Raw genomic sequence first — 20,851 nt, 5'->3', positions numbered from 1 at the left:
CACGTGGGAGAGTAGGTCGGTGCCAAATCTTAAACTGCATAAAATGCAGCTTAACAAGAACCCTTGCAGTAACAACTGCAGGGGTTTCTTCGTTTAAAAACTTAAACGCAAAGACTAAAGCGGAAAGACTAAAGTTGAAAGGCCGAGTATGCAAAGACTAAAGCTGAAAGACTAAAGTTAAAAGGCCAAAGCGAATTCATTGGCTGTTTTACTGGCGGGCAAGGTAGTTGGCCGTGCTGGCGGAAACAGGCGGGCTTAGGTACCACCGGAACCGGCTTCCCTAAACCCGATGGCAGCGGAAATCCTTTTTGGCTGCACAAAACTTTCACTTCCGGCAGCACACGAAGCCCAAAAAGATTGTAGCAAACAGCGGGGCTGCAGCACCTATGGAAAACCACCGTTCGTTTTCCAAAATTTTAACCTGTGTGTTTAGCTAATCGAAAGGTTAGATGAGCGCTTTTTGAGTTTAGGAAAAATGTTTACCATTATCAATTTGCAAAGTAAGAATGGTGCGGAATACAACCTGGCTTAAAATGTAAGATAAGTTGCGTTTTTTATGCGTATCAATGTACATACTCTTCACTACTTATATCATATTTAAAACTGAATTAGGCCATTTGTGTTAATATTGTAAGGTTTGCCATATTATTTGGCTATCTTTGCTAATAACAAATATATAACCACAGATAATGAGTTTTTTTGCAGATAAAAGAAGGGAAGTAATGGTGCATATTGAAAAATATATGCTTGAGATGATGGATACCTATCTTAAACCAATTGACACAAATTGGCAGCCGTCTGATTTCTTACCCGATTCTACAAGCGACACATTTTTTCAGGACATTAGAAATTTAAGAGAAAATGCTAAGGATCTTTCTTACGATTTAGTTGCAGTTTTGATTGGTGATACAATAACGGAAGAGGCTTTGCCGACATATGAATCCTGGCTTGCAATGGTTCAAGGGCCTAGTATGAAGGAAGATGGTGGTTGGATGAAGTGGAACAGGCATTGGACTGCAGAAGAAAACAGGCATGGTGATTTGTTGAACAAGTACTTATATCTTTCTGGGCGGGTTGATATGCGGCAGATGGAAATTTCTACGCAATATTTAATCGCTGACGGTTTCGATATCGGTACCGGTCATGACCCGTACAGGAACTTTATTTATACAAGTTTCCAGGAAATGGCCACGAACATTTCGCACCGTAGAGTAGCTTCTCTGGCCAAAAAGGATGGAGATACTTTACTATCAAAAATGTGTGGTGTAATTGCTTCTGATGAGGCAAGGCATGCAAAGGCTTACAAAGATTTTATGAATAAGATTTTTGAAGTTGACCCTAATGAAGCAATGATTGCTTTTGAAGACATGATGCGTAAGAAGATTGTGATGCCTGCTCATTTTTTACGTGAGGTTGGCTTGAAAATTGGGCAGACCTTTGGCCACTTTACGGATGCTGCACAAAGACTTGGTGTTTACACTGCGGTAGATTATGTAGAAATTATGCAGCAGCTTATTGAAGATTGGAAAATTGAAGGCATGCGTGACCTGGATGAGGCTGGTGAAAAAGCTAGAGATTATATTATGAATTTGCCGGCAAGGCTTTTGCGGGTAGCGGAACGAATGAAAAACCCAACTATCGATTATAAATTTACCTGGATAGCTGGTTAAATTACTGATAAACTTTTTTAAAGCCACGATTTTTTAATCGTGGCTTTTTTTGTTTTACATGTTTCTACGGTACTGTCCGCCTACCTCATATAATGCCTTGCTAATTTGTCCTAATGAACAGACTTTGCAAACCTCCATTAACTGTTCGAAAATGTTTTCGCCCGCAATGGCCGATTTTTGAAGCTTTGTGAGGAGATATGCCGACTTATCTTCATTTCTATCTTGAAAGGCTTTTAACGTTTCTATTTGATATTGCTTTTCTTCTTCAGTAGCGCGGATTACTTCGCCCGGAACAATTGTTGGAGAACCGTTTTTATTTAAGAAGGTATTAACGCCAACTATTGGGTACTCGCCGGTGTGCTTTAATGTTTCGTAATACAAACTTTCTTCCTGGATTTTGCCACGTTGATACATGGTTTCCATTGCACCTAATACGCCTCCACGATCGTTTATGCGCTTAAATTCTTGAAGAACAGCGTTTTCTACTAAATCCGTAAGTTCTTCTATAATAAATGCGCCTTGTAACGGATTTTCATTTTTTGCTAATCCTAATTCCCTGTTTATGATGAGCTGAATTGCCATTGCCCTGCGTACTGACTCTTCGGTTGGCGTGGTAATGGCTTCATCGTACGCGTTTGTATGCAATGAATTACAGTTATCATATATGGCGTACAGGGCCTGCAAAGTGGTCCGGATATCGTTAAAATCTATTTCCTGAGCGTGAAGCGAGCGCCCGGATGTTTGAATGTGGTATTTTAACTTTTGGGATCGATCGTTTCCTTTGTATTTATTTTTAATTGCTTTAGCCCAAATACGCCTGGCCACGCGGCCAATAACTGCGTATTCCGGATCGATGCCATTGGAAAAGAAAAATGATAAGTTTGGCGCAAAATCATCAATATGCATGCCCCGGCTAAGGTAATATTCTACAAATGTGAAGCCGTTGCTTAATGTGAATGCCAACTGCGAAATCGGGTTTGCGCCTGCCTCAGCAATGTGATAACCCGAAATTGATACAGAATAGAAATTCCGCACTTTTTCATCAATAAAATATTTCTGAATATCGCCCATCATCCTCAAGGCAAATTCTGTTGAGAATATACAGGTGTTTTGCGCCTGATCTTCTTTGAGTATGTCTGCCTGGACGGTTCCACGGACTGAACTGATTGCATAGGCCTTTATTTTTGAGTAGATTTCCGAAGGTAGCACCTCGTCGCCTGTAACGCCGAGTAGCATAAGCCCTAATCCGCTATTTCCTTCTGGCAGTGTGCCGTTATAGCTTGGCCTCGGGATATTTTTTGATTTGTATATCGCATCTATTTTTTCGGCTACTTCAGCTTCCAGTCCGTTTTCTACTATGTATTTTTCACATTGCTGGTCTATGGCGGCATTCATGAAAAACCCCAACAACATAGGTGCAGGACCATTTATCGTCATTGATACGGATGTAGAGGCAGCACATAAATCAAAGCCTGAATATAGTTTTTTCGCGTCGTCTAAAGTGGCAATACTCACGCCCGAGTTACCAATTTTGCCATAAATATCCGGGCGAACATGTGGATCTTCGCCATATAAGGTTACCGAATCGAACGCTGTAGACAAACGGTGGGCGGGTTGACCCAACGAAACGTAGTGAAAACGCTTATTTGTCCGTTCAGGCCCGCCTTCTCCGGCAAACATTCTTGTTGGGTCTTCTCCTTCCCGTTTCAACGGAAACACACCCGCCGCGTATGGAAATTCTCCGGGAAGATTTTCCGTAAGCAGCCAGTGCAAAATATCACCCCAGTCTTCATAACGGGGTAGGGAAACTTTTGGAATGCTAAGCTTGGATAACGACTCGTAATACAAGGGCTGTTTAATTTCTTTATCACGCACTTTGTAGATAAAAAATTCTTCTTTGTAACTGCGTTTGGTTTCAGGCCACTGGCGGAGTAATCGTCTACATTCGCCGTCCAATTGCTCTTCGAAATGCGTGTATGCTTCTTCCAGTCCGGGACCAATTGCTAAAGTTTTATTTTCATCCGCCAGGTTTATTACACCTTTAAGCTGATACATTTTTCTGGCAATCGCTACTTGTTTATCAACCCATTCGTTGTAAATCTGGCTGGATTCTGCAATCTCTGCCAAATAACGAATCCTATCCGGCGGTATAATGTAAATCTTTTCTGATTGCTCGGCCGTTAATTCCATTTTTGCATGGAAATCTGTTCCTGTTTTAACTTTTATCTGTTCCATTAAGGCCACAAACAAATTGTTCATGCCAGGGTCGTTGAACTGCGATGCCATAGTTCCATACACCGGAATTTCTTCATCTTTCGCATCAAAAATATTATGGTTGCGCTTGTACTGTTTACGAACGTCCCTTAATGCATCTAAGGCACCTCTTTTGTCAAATTTATTGATAGCGACAAGGTCGGCAAAATCAAGCATGTCAATTTTTTCCAGTTGAGTGGCAGCGCCAAATTCTGGTGTCATCACATACAAGGAAACATCACAATGTTCGGTAATTTCTGTATCAGACTGGCCGATACCGGAAGTTTCCACAATTATTAGATCATAACCAGCAGCTTTACAAATATCTATGCTTTCCTGAACATTTTTGGAAAGAGCGAGGTTTGCTTGTCGTGTTGCAAGTGAGCGCATGTAAACCCGCGGATTGTTAATGGCGTTCATGCGTATGCGGTCGCCAAGTAAAGCGCCGCCAGTTTTACGTTTGGAAGGGTCTACAGAGATAATTGCTAATGTTTTATCCTTAACCTCCACAAGAAATCTTCTAACCAACTCATCAACCAGCGATGATTTTCCGGCACCGCCGGTTCCTGTGATGCCTAAAATAGGAGCACTATTATTTTTCGAAAGCTTTTTTAGCTCGTCTACAAATGTTTGAGCGCCTTCCGGATCGTTTTCTGCCACCGTAATTGCGCCGGCAATTGCTTTAACATCTTTGCCTGGAATGGTTACTAATTCATCTGTAATGATTGATTTAGTAACAAAATCCGTTTGTATGAGCATATCATTTATCATTCCTTGAAGGCCCATTCGCCTTCCGTCATCAGGAGAATAAATTTTAGAGATGCCGTAGGCTTCCAACTCTTCAATTTCTGATGGTAAGATAACGCCACCACCGCCGGCAAATATTTTAATATGGCCCGAGCCACGTTCCTGAAGCAAATCGAACATATATTTAAAATATTCAATATGTCCGCCTTGATAAGAAGTCATTGCGATACCTTGAACATCTTCCTGAATGGCACAGTTAACAACCTCATCAACAGAGCGGTTATGCCCCAGGTGTATCACTTCAGCGCCTGATGATTGCAGAATTCGACGCATAATGTTTATCGTTGCGTCGTGCCCATCAAAAAGAGAAGCAGCGGTTACAAAACGGATTTTATTTTTTGGTTTGTATATTTCTACTTGTTGCATATTGCGGTATTTTGGAGAAAAGATAAATCTTTCCTTAAATATATTTGGTTGCGCAAATGTAAGAATTACTTATTATCTGGCAGATGATTAATAGCATTGATACTGATTATAAATAAAAATGCCCCAAAAAGCGTGTAACCTTCCGGGGCAATGAATTGCTGATGAATGGATTATTACTTGTTAGTAATCTCCGTTATGGGCTCACCAACGCAACCGCTTGGCATTTGAATGTGCAATAAAGCTGCGAGGGTCGGCGCTATATCAGTCATATAATGTGTTTTATTTGATGCACCGGGTTTTATTCCCCAACCCATAAATACTAAAGGAATGTGCGAGTCGTAAGGATTCCAGTTACCATGTGTAGTACCGGTAGCACTGCCGTTAAACCAGTTTGGATCGAGAATGTAGTAAAGGTCGCCACTTCGGCGGGCATTGTAACCATTCGTAATCATTTTCTTCTGCACTTCTGGAATTGTAGCTAATGAAATTCTTGATATATCGACAACGTTCGCAAAGCCGTCCATTCGTTTTAAGAATTCCATTGATGCTGATTTAATAACATCGAAACTAACTGTTCCATTGTCGGTTTTATCATGATCAAAAATTATCTGGTTATTCATTGATTTTAACACTACATTGTTAACCTTAAATTTATCGTTTAAAAAACTGTTTAATTTAAAAACGATATCCCTGTCGCTCACGGTGCCGCCCGGAAGCTTGTTCTCTTTCATGAAACCTGGGACGTGTGCTACGCCATGGTCTGCACTTAAAAATATAGTGTAATTCCCTTTCCCAACCTTTTTATCAAGATAGTTGAAAAACTCTTCAAAATCTTTGTCTAGGCGGAGATAGGTGTCTTCTGCCTCAATTGAATTAGGACCGTACGCGTGGCCAACATAATCTGTTGCTGAACAGCTTACTGCTAAGAAATCGGTGATGTTATCCTGTCCTAAATCTTCTGATAAAATTGCAAGCTTCGCTAAATCAAGCGTTATTGTGTTTCCATAAGGCGTACTTCTAATGGCATCGAAATTTTTGTCGATGTTTTGAGTGAGCTGATGTGGAAATGTACTTGTTTTACCTTCATAATCTTTTTGGTCGGCGGTACTGTTTACGTACGATGCTATTGGATACAGCGTTTCCCAGTTCTTTGCGTAAAATTTATTCGCTAATTTAAGTTTGTTGTAGTCAGCAATCCAGCTAGGAACTTCTTTCATATAGTATGAACTGGTAATCCAGTTTCCTGTGCTGCCCTGGTACCAATAAGCTGCGTTTGCGGCATGGCCAGCCGGCAAAATAGACCCTCTATCTTTAAGAGAAATTCCAATTACTTTTCCCCTAAAGTTTGTAGCCAATCTCAATTCGTCAGTAATTGTAGTTGCCAATAAATTTTTTGGCGACATATTTCCCTCGTTCGATGGCGTGCTGCCTACCGTAACAACGGTCGAATCCTCTGTACAATAAACGTTCTTTTTGGTTTCAGGATTGTACCAATCGTTACCCACAATTCCGTGGATGGCCGGTACAGAACCTGTGTAAATAGAGCTGTGCCCAACTGCAGTGTACGTTGGCGTGTATGGAATGAAAGTATTTTCTACCGAGAATCCTTCGTTAATTAGTCTTTTAAATCCACCGTTAGTGTACCGGTTATAGTATCGATAAAGGTAATCCCAGCGCATTTGGTCTACCACTAAACCAACAACCAATTTTGGTCTGGCAACTTCAGCGGGGAATGTTTTAACAGGAGTTGATTTTTTTGTTTGAGCTGAAACTGTTGTGAGCGATAAGATAGACAGGGAAACGATTAAGCTCGAAATTTTCTTCATTCTAATTTATTTTAAACGCTAAAAGTAATAATTTTTAGATGAAGAATTTTTGAACTTTCTGTAAAGTTTTTATAGTGCTTCGGCCACTACGAAAGTGCTGCCACCGATGAAAATCAGATCATTTTCACCCGCATGACTGATCGCAGTCGCTTTGGCGTCCGGCACTGACTGGCAAGCAATTCCCTCCAACCCAAAGGCGGCTGCCTGCTTCTGGAGTTCGCACGTTTCAAGGCCACGTTCTATGTGTGGCTTGCAAAAATAATAACTTGCGTTTTTTGGCATTAACGATAATACTTTGGTGATGTCCTTGTCTTTTACCATCCCGAAAACGATGTGGAGGCGCTCATACTGCGTCTGTTCTATATTTTTTATCACCTCCGTTATGCCAGCCTCGTTATGGCCGGTGTCGCAAATCATCAGCGGGTTTTTGCTTAAAGTTTGCCAACGCCCCTGTAGGCCTGTAAGTTTTTTAACCTGAGCGAGCCCGTCGTAAATTGATTTTTTCGCAACCTCAAGTCCGCTATGCTCATTTAAAACATCAAGTGTTTTTAATACAGTCAAAATGTTTTTTGGCTGATACAAGCCTGTTAAGTCAGTCTTTAATTTTTGATATTTAAGTGTGTTCTTTTCATAAACTGATAGTTGTAGTTTATTGTTTTTAACGGAAATATCCCGAGCTTCTAGATCATCATCTGCGAAAAATATCTGGGCGCTCTCAGCTTTTGCTTTTTCAACGAAAATGGGTTCAGATTCAGGGTGAGTTTCACCAATAACTACAGGGATTCCTTTTTTTATGATCCCGGCCTTTTCGCCCGCAATCTCCGGCAAGGTGTTTCCAAGCATATTCGTATGGTCGATACTGATGTTTGTAATCACAGAGATTTCTGGCGTGATGATATTTGTTGAATCCAAACGACCCCCAAGGCCAACTTCTATGACTGCAATATCCACCTGGTGCCTCGCAAAATGTTCAAAGGCCATTGCAACAGTAGCTTCGAAAAATGAGGGTTCGATTTCAAAAATTAGCTTCTTATTCGTTTTAACAAAAGATTTAACTTCAGCTTTGCTTATCATTTTCCCGTTTATACGAATTCGTTCGCGAAAATCTTTCAGATGGGGTGAGGTATATAATCCGGTTTTGAAACCCTGAGCCTGTAAAACAGAGGCCAGCATGTGCGATGTAGAGCCTTTGCCATTCGTACCTGCAACATGGATGCTTTTAAACTTATTTTGTGGATTGTTTAAAGCTTCACAAAAAATGATTGTATTGGTTAAGTCTTTCTTAAACGCAGCGGCACCAACCCTGGTAAACATGGGTAATTTACTGTAAAGGAAATCCAGCGTTTCTTGATAGTTCATCCTTTTTAATAAAGAAAATAGAAATGGGTAGGCTTATTTCACTTTGAAGTTAAACACGACTACACCTGTTTGGTTATCGGTGCCAACATCTGATTTACTTAACGACGAATTTAGCACGGCCTGAATACACTTGTTAACTAAATCAGTATCTGTAATAGTAGAACCTTTTAACTCCTGATTTGCCCTTGTTATGTCTCCATTTTTGTTGAAATAGATTCTGATGGCAATTTTGCCGGTTTTCTGTCCGTCATCTTTAGGTATAACGAGATTAGAAAAGCGCCTTAACTCTATTGGTTTATTTCCGAAGCCTGAACCCCCGTTACCATAATTATTAGCCAATGGGTCACCATTTACCGAGCCCTGATTCCCAGGAGTGTTTCCAGTTCCATCGCCGCCGCCCTGACCGGTATTTTTCTTGCCTTTGTATAACGCATTCTGATTAATAACCGGCTTTGAAGGTTTTTCTTCTGCTGTAGTTGTCGGGGTAGTTGTAGTTGGCTTCGTTTTTTTCGTATTTACACTGATTGCATCTTCTGTATTCTGTGTCTGAATCTCCTTATCACTTGTTTGCGATTCGGTATTTTGCGTAACCTTTTCTTCCGGCACAACTTTATCTGGCCGCTTATTGTTGGCGTTTGGATCCGCAGATGGTTCCTCGATACTTGTATAATCATCACCCATGCCGGTTTCAGCAGTCCCATAATTCACAACCATCCCGCCCATACCCAAATCTTCGGGTGGCTCGAAAGAATTAATCACAATTAAAAAGCTAATCGCAAGCAAAAGCCCCATTATTCCGGTAGAAATTGCGACGGCTTTTGGATAATTATTTTCTTCTTTGTAATTCATTATTTTTTCGGCTCAACAGCTAAAACAAGTTTTAATTTCAATTTGTTCGCTACATCGTAGGCAACCATTATATTTTCTGCAGGAACATTTTTGGCCACATATAAAATAATGGTCATATCAGGCGCCAGCTTTTGGTAAGCTTCAATAGCTGATTGCAGACTTTCTGCAGTTGCTGGTTTTTTATCAACGAAATAATTTAAATTCTCGTCTATACTAACTGTAACTGCTTTTTTAGCTGTAGACTGTTGTCCGCTGGATGATTGCGGCAATAACAACTTAACCACCTGTGGATTTACGACCGCCGATGCCAATAGAAAAAACAGCATCAGAAAGAACATTATATCATTTAATGCCGATGTATGTACTTCTACCGAGCCTTTAGTTCTTTTTCTTAAATTCATTATTTACCCGGTTCTTCTAATAAATCAATAAAGTCAATTGCATCGGTTTCCATTTTAAGAATGATTTTTTCGACCATTATGTTTAAAATGTGGTATAAAACATAAGCAATAATACCAATAATTAAACCCGTTGCCGACGTAATCATTTTGGTGTACAAACCACCAGAAATTGTACCGATTTCAATTGCTCCTTTTATTGATACCTGATGGAAAATGGTAATTACCCCAACAATTGTACCCACGAAGCCAAGCATTGGTGCAATACCAGCAACAATACCTAAAATACTTATATTTTTTTCGAGTTTTGAAACTTCTAATTTTCCAACGTTTTCAATTGCACCTTCAATATCTTTAATTGGACGCCCAATTCTTTTTAGCCCTTTTTGCAACATGCGGGATAGGGGCGAATTGTTGTTTCTTAAAAGGGCAGAAGCACCTTCCAAATTTCCAGACTGTATGTAAGATCTGATCTGAACCATTAAATTTGATTCATCCTTTGTAGATTTTTTAATTGTAAGATAACGTTCAACGAAAATAACCAATGCCAGGAAGGCTAAAAAAGCCAACGGAATCATTACCCAACCACCTTTGAATAACAGATCTATAAAATGCAATTCCGGTGCCGGTTGTGATAATGTCGGGTTTAAGGCATTTGCCGTGTCTTGAAGCGCTTGCGTGGTGTCTTGAATTAATAAAGTTATCATTATGGTTGTGTGTTGTTTTTTATTTCTTTAACGTAAAATCCTTCACCTTTTAATCTCTTTTGAAGGATATTCTTTTGTTTTTCAGCTTCATCTTTTGTGGTAAAGCTGGCAATGCTGACTTTTTTTCTTTTGCCTTCCATCTTTGCAATGGTTGCATTAAGGCCAATTTTCTTCACTTTATCGATATATCGTTGCGCAGCAGCTTCAGTTGCGTAAGAAACTGAAATTACATGAAACATCGATGTTCCCGGAGCAGCTACGGTTTGCTTTTGATTAGGCGTGATATCTTTTCTGCTAACCGTATCAGCCATTGCCGATACCTGATTTGCCCTTAAAATACTATCGGTTTTTGCGATCGAATCTTGTTTGGTTTTTGTTGCATCGGCCTTGTTTACATTTGCAGAATCTACAACTTTAGCAACCGATGGCGATGCTTCCACTGTTGCTGAATTTCCGAACCATTCCGGTTTAACAAAGTACGCGATTGCGACAAGTAAAATTAATACAAAAAGGGCAATCCATACCTTTGGCCAAACCGATTTACTTTCTTCTTCGTGGATTTCGGTATAGTCAAGCGGGTCGTTACCAAATCGATTTGGATGCTCCGCATGCTGTTCTTTTATAAACTCGGGAGCCTCGATAACTTTTTCGACTGTTGATGAATCATCCTCAAGGTTTACGTAGGTTTTAGGAAGTTCGGATTCTGGTTGATGGCCAAACCGATTTGGATGTTCCTGATGTTGCTCTTTTACAGACTCAGGCACAGCAACTTCGTCATGCTTAACATCGGCAGTTGACGCTGACTCCACATTTGAGTTGGCAAGCGTATGCTTCAAATCATCTTTAACCTCATCTAATTCTATGTTTTCGATTAGAGGATGTTTTGCTTCTTTCTGAGGCAAATTATTGGCAGTTAAATGTGTGTCCTTACCCGGAGCTTCCGCAATTTCATCATAAATTTCATGCGCTGTTTCAGGGTTGGTTTGAATTTCCTGCTCTGTCTTCTGTTGTACTGGTGGCTCTGCCGAAACTTCAGTTTCTGCTATCGCTGGTAAACCATAAAACTCAGAACCATAATTTATAGCCTTAGATGGTTCGAAACTTAAACCTTCGTGCTCAGTAAAAAATAAGCGACCTATGTTTTCAAGCTCAGCCTCGTGGTCAATCTCCAAACGCTTGTTTACATCCTCAACAAATTGAGCAATGTAATATGCTGCGCTTTCAGCTGAAATACTCCTTTTTTCGGAGATAAAGGTTTGCAGCAAGTTTTCATTCTTAACATCGCTGGTAAATTGCAGGCTATATCCCGGAGGTAAAAACGATTGTTTTTCCTTGTCGTATCTGCCAGCAAATTTCTTTTTAAAAAAGGTACCAAGGCCGGTCAAGCCAACCGAAGTATTTTGCTGTAAGAGTTCTGAAAGGTATAATAAGATATCCATTCCGGTAAAATTAGCGTTTTATTCTAAATCGACACAATAATAAATTAACGTGCTTAAAAAGAATAGGTTAGGCCACCAAACACGTTAAAGCCGTTTACCTGGTAAAATAAGTACCTGCTGTAATTGGTATTTAAGATGTTATTAGCTTTAGCGAAAACTGAGAATTTGTTGTTTATGCGATACTCTGCTCCAAGGCCCAAATCTACAAAACCTTTAACGGTTTGAATGAGTTCGATATTGGTATTTGGAACTACATACTGGCTTGCCGGAACCGGTGCGCTCGTATATATCTTTGCTTTAACATCATCCTGAATTACTACTGCTGCATTAAAGCTCAATTTTTTGTTATAAGTGTAAAGGAAATTAGAACTCACTTTTAAACCTGGTTTAAACCAGCTATAGGTTTCAGATGCTGGCTTGTAGTCGTCTATATTTAATTTACCGGTCCATTTTAAAGCGTCGCTAACCTGAACCGAAATTTCACCTTCCAAACCAGTTATTTTTGCTTTCCCAAAATCATAGATTACGTCGAATTTATTAAAATCGGTAAAGTTGTTCACAAATAAAGGCATGTCATCAATTTGTTTCATGTAGAAACGTGCTTTGTAGCCAAAACCAGGGCCGCCCGTGCCTTTTATTCCTGCACTAATGCTTAATTTTTCAACCGTGTTCTTAATCAGGATGTTGTTATTTAACCATGGATTTTCATCTGTAAAAGTTTTCATCGAATTGCGGTTTACATCTCCTTTTACTTCTCCGAAAACCTGTAAATAGTCAGGAATTAATGTAAAATCTGCGGTAACAGCTGGGAAAATCCTTGTGCTGCTGTAGGCTCCGAATTCCTGAACGAAATTAATGCCGGCGGTAACTTTTGCCCCTTTTACCTGTAAACGGATATAAGGGTTTAAACGCAAAAGATTATTTCCTACGCTTGTTGCCAGATCCTTGGTATTGCCAAATTCGGTTGATGCTGCGAGCCCTAAATTTAAAGAGTTAATCCGCTTGTTTAAATACCCGTTTAAAGTTAAATAACTTTCTTTTGCACTAAATTTGTCGTTCCATACGTAGCCATTCGCCTTCACAGCATAGCTAAAAGCATCAGTATCTTCCTTATAATTTCTTATCAACTCTCCTTCTGCCTCAAATAATGTTAGGGCTTGCTTTTGAGGATTAGGGTTTAAAGCAGGACGATCATTATCGATACCGTAAAAATACAAACCATTGCGCTCGAAATTGATTCGGCCGCTAATTGTATTTTCATCCATAATGCTCCGGCCAAAAAGGCTAAATTGCTGGTTGCTGCTGTTCTGCTTGTTCAGTTTACCTTCCTGACTGAAGTGTTTAAAATAGCCACCAACCTGTAGGGCAGGGTCGCGGCCCATATTTACATAGACCTCGCCGAGCAAAGTTGCCAGTGAGCCAAAGCCACCTTTTACGTAATTGTTTACTAACTCAGTTTGTTTTTCATCAACCAAGGCCTGCGCCTGAAGCTTCTGTATATCACTGTTAATCTCAAGTTTTCTATCCGTTACACTATAGTTAAGTTTCGCCTTATAGGTTTTAACATCATCCAAATTCGGACTTCTCCGCAGTTTAACGGCTTCAGCTAAAATTGGTTTGTAAGGACGAACAACCTCTATCTCTTCACTAACCGCCGCTTTCTCTTCCTGTTTCTTTTCCTGCGCCTCAACTGTGATAAATCCGGCAGCAAAAATGAGCGTACTGTATATATATTTATTAAACTTCATGATTTTACTTCTTCGGGGTTAGTTTTTCTAATTTTTGTTTTGCCGTAGGGATGATGTCATCTGTTTTATTATCATAATTATCGATAATGCTTAGCAGTGTACTTTTCGCCTGCAAATTGTCCTTGAGAGCAACATAATTGTCTGATAATAAGATGAATGCTTTAGCCACCCAATAATCGTATGATGCCATGTTGTTAATTAAATCGAAACAGGTTTTTGATGAAGTTTTATAATCACCTTTCGTATACTCCAGAAAAGCAAGGTTATACTTGGCTTCTGCAGCGGCAATTGTTTTTGTACTGGCCACAACATTTTTAAATTCTTTTACGGCCGTGGTTGTATCGCCCTTCAATAAATAAGCTTTACCAGCATATAAACCCGAACTGTTTTTTTCTTCCTCTGATGCTTTTTCAGACTCCTTGGTCAGCTGTGCATATTTTATCATGTCGTCAGCCGAATTTAGAGCAGTATAAGCTTTCAACAAATTATTAATTGCATAACCGTAATGTGCTTTATAATCAGTAGTAGTTTCCAGACGCTTCAAATAAACAATTGCTTCGTTATACTTTTTCTGGTCTAGAAATACTTTAGAAATACTTAATAACGAGCGCTCTGTATAATCACTTGTCCAATCATTTAATATGTATTCATAATCTGCAATAGCATCTTCTGGCCGGCCTAATTTAACCAATGATTCTGCCCTGATGAATTTTCCCTCCTTATCATGAATTGCTTTCGGGAACTTATCGAAGTAAGCATTAATAGCCTGTAAAGCACCGTTTGCATCTCCTTTAAGGTATAAATTATTGGCAGCGGCGAAAACAATGTTATCTTGTTCTGCATTAGAATAATTACCTAGTGGTGTTGTGCCGGCATAGCTGATAAAGCCATTCGCATCGCCTTTATCGATGTAGATATTTTTGATTGATTCCATTGCCTGCTTAGCTTCATCGGCACTTGGATAATCACGAATAACTTTTTTGAATGATTCTAAAGCAGCATCGTCCTGATCCTGATTGTATTGTACCAAACCAATGGTTACCAACGCTTTTGGAACATAGCTGCTACGAGGATACTTAGCAACCAAACCAACTAAATCGGTTTTAGATTTTTCTAAATCACCTTTGTTAAAATAAGTATAAGCCGTTTCAAAGCCCGCGTCGTCGGCATAATTTGAGTTTGGAAAGCGTTGCAGCAAAGTTTGCATGGTTGCAATTTTAGTATCGTACTGGTTTTCCAAACCTTGTATCATACCTTTTTGAAAAATGGCATAATCTTCAGCACTTGTTTTGCGACTAATTATCTTATTATAATTATTCATCGCATCGCCATAACTCTTATTAACAAAGTATGAATCTGCTAAACGAATTGTTGCATCATCAACCGTTTTCTGGTCTTTATCATTTCCTGCCAAAAACTTCTCGAAGTAGGTAGCCGCTTTGCTGTATTTCTCATCTTCGAAAGCGGCGTATGCCAACGCATAATTCGCAAAGTTATAAACGCCCGTTTTATCGGCATCAGGCATTTTTAAAAATTTCTCGAATGTAGCAACCGCTTCACCATATTTTCTCAGTTCGTACATCGATTCTGCTTTCCAATAGGTGTTTAAGGCATGTATCTCATTATCTTCGGGAAATTTATCAGAACGCAAGAACATAGACAAGGCATTCGGGAATGCTCTTTCATTGTAAAATTCAAGTCCGCGGAAATAGGTAACTTTCTGATAAGCCTCTTTTGCCTCTAAGTTTTTATCGGGGATTGGCTCGAGGATATCTACGGCAGCCTGATAGTTTTTTGTGGTAAGCAATACTTCACCCAAAAGAATTTTTGCTTCGTTTATTTTCTTTGATTTTGGAAAAGTTTTTAAGAAAGTTTGTGTCGCATCAAGCGCTTGCTGATGAAAGTTCAACTCATAACTTAATTTCGCATAATTTAACCATGCTTCTTCCTGTATAGCCTTGTCGAAATCTAATCGCGAAGCCCTGAAAAAAGCACTTTGGGCTTTTTCTTTATTGCCCAACTGGATAAATGCTTTTCCTAAAGTGTGCATACCATTTTGAAGGTAAACATCATCCGTGTTCAATTTTTCCAATACAGCAACCGCCTGCGTGTATTTTTTATTCTGAAACAAGGAATAGCCATACTGGTAAATAAAGAGATTGTTTTTTACTTCGCTTTTATCTTTTGCGTAAAACGATGCAAAATATTTCTCAGCATTTTTAAAATCTGATTTTGCAAAGTAAGAAGCCGCCACCAAACTCAGCATTTCGGGCTCAAATTGTTGTTTAGTTTTCGCAATGGCTGGGAGCGCATAGCTTATTACATCATCATAACGTTCATCCAGGTAATACATAGAGGTTATGTAATACGGATAACTTGCTTCATAGGTAGGCGAGCCTTTAAGTTTTTCGAAATTGGCTAAGGCTGTTTTATACTCTTTGTTTAGGTAGTTAATGTAGGCAAAATAGTAAGTAGCACTTTCCTGAAATTCACCCTCTTCTTTTTTAACTTTTTCAAAAAGGGGTTCGGCTTTCTCATAATCCTTTAACTGGAAATACGAATAGCCTTGCTTAAACTGATATTCATTTCTTTGCTTTCCGGATAGGGTGGAAGGATCGGTTTTTTCAAACCATTCTAGCGCTTTTTCATAATTCTTTTGATTGAAATAGGTCTTTCCAACATAGAAATAAGCAAGTTTTGTATTTGGATTTAAAGGGTAATCGCGAATAAAGGCTTGAAATAAACTCTCTGCATCGCTGTTTGTAAGTTCCAACGCACAAACAGCTGCGTAGAACTTTGCATTTTCTTTCAGCAGCGATAGTTCTGCATTACTTTCTGATTGCGATGCGGGTTTAATACGTTGCTGTTCTACAAGTTTAAATTGCTGCGATGCGGCTGTGTATTTTTCTTTATCTAATAATTCTAACCCCGTTTGATAGTTTTTATTGAGGTTTTGCACCGCACTAACTTGTGCATATGTGCTAAAACTTCCTGCTAAAATTAGCGGAATCAGTAAGTATTTTTTTTTCATTCGTATATCTTTTCAATGGTAATGCGCCATCATAATTTCGCTATAACAGCACTTTATCAGGTGGTGTTTGTTGCAACGGTTTCAAAAATGGTCGGTACTAAATTAGAAATAGTATCAAAGCTTATCAACAGAAGTAATTAACATCTGTTAATAACACAAATTAACGACAGGAATTTTTATTTGGTATCAGGGAAGTTAGATTGTGGAAAATTTCGCTGGTTTTAGCCCTGGCTTGCCAACAAGTAAAGAACAGCCATTCTTACGGCAACACCATTTTCAACCTGCTCGAGAATGATGGATTGCTTGCTATCTGCAACGTCGCTGGTAATTTCAACACCACGGTTTATTGGGCCAGGGTGCATTACAACAATCTCTTTGTCCAGATTATCCAGAATCTGTTTATTCAATCCGTACATCATTGCATATTCCCTTAACGATGGGAAGTATTTAATGTCTTGGCGCTCGAGCTGGATGCGAAGCATATTTGCTACGTCGCACCAGTTTAGTGCTTTTAGCAGGTTGTGTTCAACCTTTACGCCAAGTTGATGAATGTGTTTTGGTATTAACGTAGTTGGGCCGCAAACCATAACTTCGGCGCCTAAACGCTGCAGGCAGAGGATGTTGGAAATGGCAACCCTTGAGTGTAAGATATCGCCTACGATAACAACTTTTTTCCCCGCAACATCACCAAGTTTCTGGCGGATAGAAAAGGCATCGAGCAAAGCCTGGGTTGGATGTTCGTGGGCACCGTCTCCTGCGTTAACAATTTGAGCTTTAACATGTCTGCTCAAAAACTGACCCGCACCGGCGTATGGATGTCGCATCACCACCATATCAACTTTCATCGAAAGGATATTGTTAACGGTATCAATCAATGTCTCACCTTTGCTTACTGATGAAGATGATGCCGCAAAATTTACAACATCTGCAGAAAGCCTTTTCTCGGCCAGCTCGAAAGACAGTTTGGTGCGTGTTGAATTTTCAAAGAAAATATTGGCGATTGTAATGTCACGAAGTGATGGAACCTTTTTAATCGGCCGGTTAATCACTTCTTTAAAATTATCTGCAGTTTCGAAAATCAATTCGATATCATTCCGGTTAATATCTTTAATACCTAAAAGATGTCGGGTTGATAGTTTGTCTGCTGCCATTTTTTATTTATTGTTTTTCGGATAATAAAATCACTTTATCTTCTGCACCTTCGTCGGCCCAACTTACTTTAACATGTTGAGAATCCAGGCTATCTACCTGTAAGCCGATATAGTTAGGCTCGATAGGTAAGTGTCTGCTAAATCTTCTGTCAATTAGCACTAAAAGTTCAACTTTTTCAGGCCGCCCATAAGCTAAGAGGGCATCCATCGCTGCTCTTATTGTTCGTCCAGTCCAAAGCACATCATCAATAAGAATTACTTTTTTTCCTTCAATTATAAAATCAATTGAATTGCTGCTAGCCGTTACAAGACCGTCTTTGCGGCGAAAATCATCTCTGAAAAAAGTAATGTCGAGGTTTCCTTTTAAGATTTTCTTATTTTTTAAAATGCTCTGTAGTTCGGATTGAATGCGGTCTGCCAAGAAAATGCCTCGGGGTTGAATCCCGATTAAAACGGTATTTGCGAAATCGTCGTGATTTTCAATTAGCTGACGGCAAAGTCGCTTAATTGTTATCTGAATTTTTTGTCCGTCAAAGATTGTTTTCTTTTGCATTGAAGAAGGATTGGGCAAATATAGGCAAAAACACTAAAGTTGAAAGCAGAAAGTTAAAAGTTATCAGGTAAAAGGACAAAGCATTTGATTACTAAACTGTTGTATTTATATATCTTTTTAGCTAATCAATCTTCAAACATTAACAGCTAATTTACTGCGTTATACTTCCTGTAAATAAAATGCATTGCCCGCATCAGCATCATGTTAAATTACATGAAGTTGAATTCTACCGGTAGTTATACTTCGCTTAATACTTTATATTTGTATATGGAGCCAGTAATTTTTTTTGATGGTATTTGCAACCTTTGCAACGCCTCGGTGCAGTTTGCAATCAAGCGGGATTCGAAAAAAGTTTTAAGGTTTACGGCTTTACAAGGTGTTTTCGCTCAATCAGTTTTGCCTGAATACAATCTAGATTTAACGAAAATAAATTCAATTTTGTTGCTCGACGAGAACCGGATTTATACTAAGTCATCAGCCGCGTTAAGAGTAGCAAAGAAACTCGATGGATTATGGCCCCTATTATATAGTTTAATTATTATTCCGAAATTTATAAGAGACTGGCTTTATGACATCGTCGCTAAAAATCGTTATAAATGGTGGGGCAAGCAGGAGGTTTGTTGGGTGCCAACGCCGGAATTAAAGAGCCGGTTTTATGATTAATTTTCCAGGTACCTTTTAGAATAGGTTATTCCCATCAAATCGTAACGACTAAACTGCGATTTCAACCTTCTTTGAAAGTCTGGATAATTCTTTTTCTCTTTTGGGCTCCACAAAATTTCGCTTAAGGCATCGAGGCGTGGAAATAGCTGATATTGTACTTTTGCAGGATTTGTGATGTATTCAGTCCACAAACAACCCTGGCCACCCCAAATATAGCTTGTTTTTTCTGCGCTTAACGCTGCAGGAAGGGGTTCATAATTGTATACATCAATCAGTAACGACGGTTTACCTGCGGTTAAACTATCTTCTTTCACAAACTGTGCATGGTTAAAGTACATTTTGTTTTCTGGAGTCATGATGGCTTTGTGACTTTGGTTGGCTGCGTCAATTCCCCCTTTTTCCCCTTGCCAGCTCATCACTACGGCATTTGGCGCCAATCCACCTTGCAAAATTTCATTCCAGCCGATAATTGTTTTTCCTTTAGCATTCACAAATTTTTCTATCCTTCTGATGAAATAACTTTGCAGTTCGCTCTCCGTATTCAGTCCGTTTGCTTTCATTATCTGCTGGGAAACTGAGGAGCGTTTCCACCAAACTTTCGATGCCTCATCGCCACCGATGTGAATGTATGGCGATGGAAATAGGTCCATTACCTCTGTTAAAACATTCTCAAGAAACTTAAAAGTGGTATCAGATGCCTGAAGTACATTGTTGTACTTATTCATCATGCCCCAGGTTTCCGCAACGCTATACTTTTTATTGGGTTCTGTGCCCAATTCTGGATTGGCAGCAAGAAGCGCCATACTATGCGCAGGCATTTCAATTTCGGGGATAATGGTGATATAACGTTTTGCCGCATAATCTACCACATCTTTAATTTCCTCTTGTGTATAGAAACCGCCATGTTTAATGCTGTCTGTTTTTATGATGGCATCCTTCGGTGTAATTTTTATCTCGGCCGGAAACACCTGGTATTTTATGTTTTCATTTCCCTGGCCAGGCCATAAACCAATAATGCTTCCATTGCGCCATGCCCCAATTTCTGTCAGCTTTGGATATTTTTTAATTTCGATTCTCCAGCCATGGTCGTCTGTTAAATGCCAGTGAAAATAGTTCATTTTATGCAGGGCCAGATAATCAATGTATTGTTTTACAAAGGCCACATCAAAAAAATGCCTGCTAACATCAAGATGCATTCCGCGGTAATCGAAACGAGGATAATCAGTAATGGAAACGGCCGGAATTTGAAGTGCGGCAGCTTTTGCATTTGGCAATAACTGAATTAAGGTTTGTATAGCATAGAATACGCCTTGAGCAGACGATGCGGAAATCTGAATTTGCTTATTGTTGCAATTGAACTCATAAGTATCCGGATTGGTTGGATTTAAATTACCGATAGCCAGCTTGATTACATTTGTATTCATGCCGGATGTTGTATCTCTGCTTATTGCAATTCCATAATACTTTGTTAAATAATCATTTAAGAAATTAATGCTGTTTAACAGTGAATCAGGGGCAATTATTTTTGTACCGCTGTTTATTGTAAAAGGAGGTGTAGCAGGATTTAAACTAACTTGCACCGGCTGCGGAATGATATTCACTTCCTGTGCAGAGAGTTTCCAGCAAAAGCCAATAAAAAAAAACAAAAAGATAATTTTTTTCATAACGAGTCGGTTTTCCTTTTCAAAAGTAATAATTATAGGCGTTTGAAATGAAAGCCTTTGGTAAAACGAACTACTTATGTTACATAAACCCGATGGGAGGGAAATCCTTTTTGGTTGTGCGATTAAACAGGTTTAGCACAAAAGTAGCCCAAAAAGATTGTACAAACAGCGGGACTGGCCTTTCCGAAGCGTGCTTGCATTCGTTTCCAAATTATTTGTGCTGTATATAACATTTTAAAGTGTTAAATACATTTCGCCTTCTCTTAAATGCGTCAATCGGTGCTAAGTGTTTCTACCTTTTGCGGATTTTTGGGTAAAAAAAATCCCGATAACTTTCGCTATCGGGATTAATATTATCAGTTAAAAA

At 39.3% G+C, this 20,851-nt stretch carries 14 protein-coding genes; 2 read left to right on the top strand and 12 right to left on the bottom strand.

Going from position 1 to position 20,851, the window contains the following annotated elements; genetic code table 11:
* Window positions 1-689 precede the first annotated feature (689 nt).
* Window positions 690-1,670 (top strand): acyl-ACP desaturase, encoded by a 981-nt coding sequence (locus tag ASG14_RS06920; protein ID WP_056870346.1) that lies wholly within the window; start codon window positions 690-692, stop codon window positions 1,668-1,670.
* Between the two features lie 54 nt (window positions 1,671-1,724).
* On the opposite strand, the gene ASG14_RS06915 is transcribed toward ASG14_RS06920, so the two are convergent.
* The 11 genes from ASG14_RS06915 to pyrR all read right to left on the bottom strand — a co-directional run bounded on the left by ASG14_RS06915 (window position 1,725) and on the right by pyrR (window position 18,157).
* Window positions 1,725-5,096, bottom strand: coding sequence for a methylmalonyl-CoA mutase family protein (locus tag ASG14_RS06915; protein WP_056870345.1), 3,372 nt, complete (start codon window positions 5,094-5,096; stop codon window positions 1,725-1,727).
* Window positions 5,097-5,269: 173 nt separating this feature from the next.
* Window positions 5,270-6,922 carry an alkaline phosphatase PafA gene (pafA, locus tag ASG14_RS06910; protein ID WP_056870344.1) on the bottom strand — a complete coding sequence of 551 codons (1,653 nt, stop codon included), beginning with the start codon at window positions 6,920-6,922 and terminating at the stop codon, window positions 5,270-5,272.
* 69 nt (window positions 6,923-6,991) lie between these two features.
* On the bottom strand, window positions 6,992-8,281 hold the full coding sequence (locus ASG14_RS06905) for a folylpolyglutamate synthase/dihydrofolate synthase family protein (protein WP_056870343.1): 1,290 nt from the start codon (window positions 8,279-8,281) through the stop codon (window positions 6,992-6,994).
* Between the two features lie 33 nt (window positions 8,282-8,314).
* Complete coding sequence (locus tag ASG14_RS06900; RefSeq protein WP_056870342.1) at window positions 8,315-9,130, bottom strand: hypothetical protein; 816 nt, start codon at window positions 9,128-9,130, stop codon at window positions 8,315-8,317.
* A complete protein-coding gene (locus tag ASG14_RS06895; protein ID WP_056870341.1) occupies window positions 9,130-9,531 on the bottom strand; it encodes a biopolymer transporter ExbD in 402 nt (133 codons plus the stop codon). The genes ASG14_RS06900 and ASG14_RS06895 overlap by 1 nt, the downstream gene beginning before the upstream one ends.
* Entirely contained in the window at window positions 9,531-10,235 is a 705-nt protein-coding gene (locus tag ASG14_RS06890; RefSeq protein WP_056870340.1) for a MotA/TolQ/ExbB proton channel family protein, read from the bottom strand. Before ASG14_RS06890 ends, ASG14_RS06895 begins: the two co-directional genes overlap by 1 nt.
* On the bottom strand, window positions 10,235-11,674 hold the full coding sequence (locus tag ASG14_RS06885; protein ID WP_056870339.1) for an SPOR domain-containing protein: 1,440 nt from the start codon (window positions 11,672-11,674) through the stop codon (window positions 10,235-10,237). Before ASG14_RS06885 ends, ASG14_RS06890 begins: the two co-directional genes overlap by 1 nt.
* Window positions 11,675-11,727: 53 nt before the next feature.
* Window positions 11,728-13,422, bottom strand: coding sequence for a TonB-dependent receptor (locus ASG14_RS06880; protein ID WP_056870338.1), 1,695 nt, complete (start codon window positions 13,420-13,422; stop codon window positions 11,728-11,730).
* A 4-nt stretch (window positions 13,423-13,426) separates the two neighbouring features.
* Complete coding sequence (locus tag ASG14_RS06875; RefSeq protein WP_056870337.1) at window positions 13,427-16,453, bottom strand: tetratricopeptide repeat protein; 3,027 nt, start codon at window positions 16,451-16,453, stop codon at window positions 13,427-13,429.
* Window positions 16,454-16,674: 221 nt separating this feature from the next.
* A complete protein-coding gene (locus ASG14_RS06870) occupies window positions 16,675-17,604 on the bottom strand; it encodes an aspartate carbamoyltransferase catalytic subunit (protein ID WP_056870336.1) in 930 nt (309 codons plus the stop codon).
* A 7-nt stretch (window positions 17,605-17,611) separates the two neighbouring features.
* Window positions 17,612-18,157: a bifunctional pyr operon transcriptional regulator/uracil phosphoribosyltransferase PyrR gene (gene pyrR / locus ASG14_RS06865; protein WP_056870335.1), complete on the bottom strand. Its 546-nt coding sequence runs from the start codon at window positions 18,155-18,157 to the stop codon at window positions 17,612-17,614.
* Between the two features lie 213 nt (window positions 18,158-18,370).
* Here pyrR and ASG14_RS06860 point away from each other — a divergent pair, with 213 nt between their 5' ends.
* The gene (locus ASG14_RS06860; protein ID WP_235528534.1) at window positions 18,371-18,820 is read left to right on the top strand and encodes a thiol-disulfide oxidoreductase DCC family protein; all 450 of its coding nucleotides are present in this window, start codon (window positions 18,371-18,373) and stop codon (window positions 18,818-18,820) included.
* On the opposite strand, the gene ASG14_RS06855 is transcribed toward ASG14_RS06860, so the two are convergent.
* On the bottom strand, window positions 18,817-20,484 hold the full coding sequence (locus tag ASG14_RS06855) for a beta-N-acetylhexosaminidase (RefSeq protein ID WP_056870334.1): 1,668 nt from the start codon (window positions 20,482-20,484) through the stop codon (window positions 18,817-18,819). The genes ASG14_RS06860 and ASG14_RS06855 overlap by 4 nt on opposite strands.
* Window positions 20,485-20,851: the final 367 nt, after the last annotated feature.

This window comes from Pedobacter sp. Leaf194, assembly GCF_001423945.1.
Lineage (GTDB): Bacteria > Bacteroidota > Bacteroidia > Sphingobacteriales > Sphingobacteriaceae > Pedobacter.
Note: the sequence above shows the minus strand (reverse complement) of the source record. Positions and strands in the feature narration are given on the sequence as shown.